The organism is Paractinoplanes rhizophilus (assembly GCF_042664765.1).
GTDB classification, from domain to species: domain Bacteria; phylum Actinomycetota; class Actinomycetes; order Mycobacteriales; family Micromonosporaceae; genus Actinoplanes; species Actinoplanes rhizophilus.
Map to the genome: position 1 here is coordinate 1 of NZ_JBHTBJ010000141.1, position 530 is coordinate 530.

At 65.8% G+C, this 530-nt stretch carries 1 protein-coding gene; it reads right to left on the minus strand.

All coding sequences use genetic code 11. The annotated features are described in order from the left end of the window. On the minus strand, positions 1-530 hold a 530-nt coding region (locus tag ACFQS1_RS40605), incomplete at both ends, for a (Fe-S)-binding protein (protein WP_378978430.1).

Genomic DNA, 530 nt, shown 5'->3' on the forward strand with positions numbered 1-530 from the left:
CGCTCGCGGTTGCGCGGCATCTCGGTGATCTCGCCCAGCAGCTCGCGCGGGGCGTCGAACACGCGGTTGTGCCGGCCCAAGTAGCAGGGGTCGTGATACGTCACGTCGCTCACCGGCTCGACCGGCGTGAGCTTGCCGGTGGCGACCAGGTGAGCCAGCAACTGGGTGTGGTGCACGACCTCCACCTCGAGACCCAACTGCGAATACTCGTTACCCAGCGTGTTGAAGCAGTGCGGGCAGGTCGCCACGATCTTCTTCACACCCGCCTCCCGCAACGTCTCCACGTTCTGCTGAGCCAGCATCTGGAAGACGAACTCGTTACCGATGCGCCGCGCCGGATCACCCGTACACGTCTCGCCCTCACCCAGAATCGCGTAATCGACGCCCGCCTCATGCAGCAGCGTCGCCACCGCCCGGGTGGTCTTCTTCGCCCGATCCTCGAACGCGCCCGCGCAACCCACCCAGAACAAATACTCGAAATCCGCGCCGGAACCGGCCCGCGGCACCTCGAAGCCCAGACCCTTGGTCCA